General features: G+C 58.6%; 1 protein-coding gene. It reads left to right on the top strand.

From position 1 onward, the window contains the following. Nucleotides 1–1,917 (top strand): TipJ family phage tail tip protein (locus BEG40_RS21475; protein ID WP_198600214.1); only part of this gene is annotated, 1,917 nt, incomplete at both ends.

Raw genomic sequence — 1,917 nt, forward strand, 5'->3', positions numbered from 1 at the left:
CGCCGGACAGCACCACAGACCAGCTGCAGAACAAAACGCTCTGGTCGTCATACACTGAAATCATCGATGTGAAACAGTGCTACCCGAACACGGCACTGGTCGGCGTGCAGGTGGACTCGGAACAGTTCGGCAGCCAGCAGGTGAGCCGTAATTATCATCTTCGCGGGCGCATTCTGCAGGTGCCATCGAACTATAACCCGCAGACGCGGCAATACAGCGGTATCTGGGACGGGACGTTTAAACCGGCATACAGCAACAACATGGCCTGGTGTCTGTGGGATATGCTGACCCACCCGCGCTACGGCATGGGGAAACGTCTTGGTGCGGCGGATGTGGACAAATGGGCGCTGTATGTCATCGGCCAGTATTGCGATCAGTCAGTGCCGGATGGCTTTGGTGGCACGGAGCCGCGCATCACCTGTAACGCTTACCTGACCACACAGCGTAAGGCGTGGGATGTGCTCAGTGATTTCTGTTCGGCGATGCGCTGTATGCTGGTATGGAACGGGCAGACGCTGACGTTCGTGCAGGACCGACCGTCGGATAAGGTGTGGACCTATAACCACAGTAATGTGGTGATGCCGGATGATGGCGCGCCGTTCCGCTACAGCTTCAGCGCCCTGAAGGACCGCCATAATGCCGTTGAGGTGAACTGGATTGACCCGGATAACGGCTGGGAGACGGCGACAGAGCTTGTTGAAGATACGCAGGCCATTCTCCGTTACGGTCGTAACGTCACGAAGATGGATGCCTTTGGCTGTACCAGCCGGGGGCAGGCGCACCGCGCCGGGCTGTGGCTGATTAAAACGGAACTGCTGGAAACGCAGACCGTGGACTTCAGCGTGGGTGCCGAAGGGCTTCGCCATGTACCGGGCGATGTCATTGAAATCTGTGATGATGACTATGCCGGTATCAGCATCGGTGGTCGCGTGCTGGCGGTGAACAGCCAGACCCGGACGCTGACGCTCGACCGTGAAATCACGCTGCCATCCTCCGGTACCACGCTGATAAGCCTGGTTGACGGAAGTGGCAATCCGGTCAGCGTGGAGGTTCAGTCCGTCACCGACGGCGTGAAGGTAAAAGTGAGCCGTGTTCCTGACGGTGTTGCCGAATACAGCGTATGGGGGCTGAAGCTGCCGACGCTGCGCCAGCGCCTGTTCCGCTGTGTGAGTATCCGTGAGAACGATGACGGCACGTATGCCATCACTGCCGTGCAGCATGTACCGGAAAAAGAAGCCATCGTGGATAACGGGGCGCACTTTGACGGCGACCAGAGCGGCACGGTGAATGGTGTCACGCCGCCAGCGGTGCAGCACCTGACCGCCGAAGTCACCGCAGACAGCGGGGAATACCAGGTGCTGGCGCGCTGGGATACGCCGAAGGTGGTGAAGGGCGTGAGCTTTATGCTTCGCCTGACCGTGGCAGCGGATGACGGCAGTGAGCGGCTGGTCAGCACGGCCCGGACGACGGAAACCACATACCGCTTCAGGCAACTGGCGCTGGGAAACTACAGACTGACGGTCCGGGCGGCAAATGCCTGGGGGCAGCAGGGCGATCCGGCGTCGGTATCGTTCCGGATTGCCGCTCCGGCAGCACCGTCGCAGATTGAGCTGACGCCGGGCTATTTTCAGATAACCGCCACGCCGCATCTTGCCGTTTATGATCCGACGGTACAGTTTGAGTTCTGGTTCTCGGAAAAGCGGATTGCGGATATCAGGCAGGTTGAAACCACAGCCAGCTATCTTGGCACGGCGCTGTACTGGATAGCTGCCAGTATCAATATTAAGCCGGGTCATGATTATTATTTTTACGTTCGCAGTGTGAACACCGTTGGCAAATCGGCATTCGTGGAGGCTGTCGGCCGGGCGAGCGATGATGCGGAAGGTTACCTGGATTTTTTCAAAGGCCAGATAACCG

Origin of the sequence: Escherichia sp. MOD1-EC5495, from assembly GCF_002965965.1 — a bacterium.
In the GTDB taxonomy this organism is placed as follows: Bacteria; Pseudomonadota; Gammaproteobacteria; order Enterobacterales; family Enterobacteriaceae; genus Escherichia; species Escherichia ruysiae.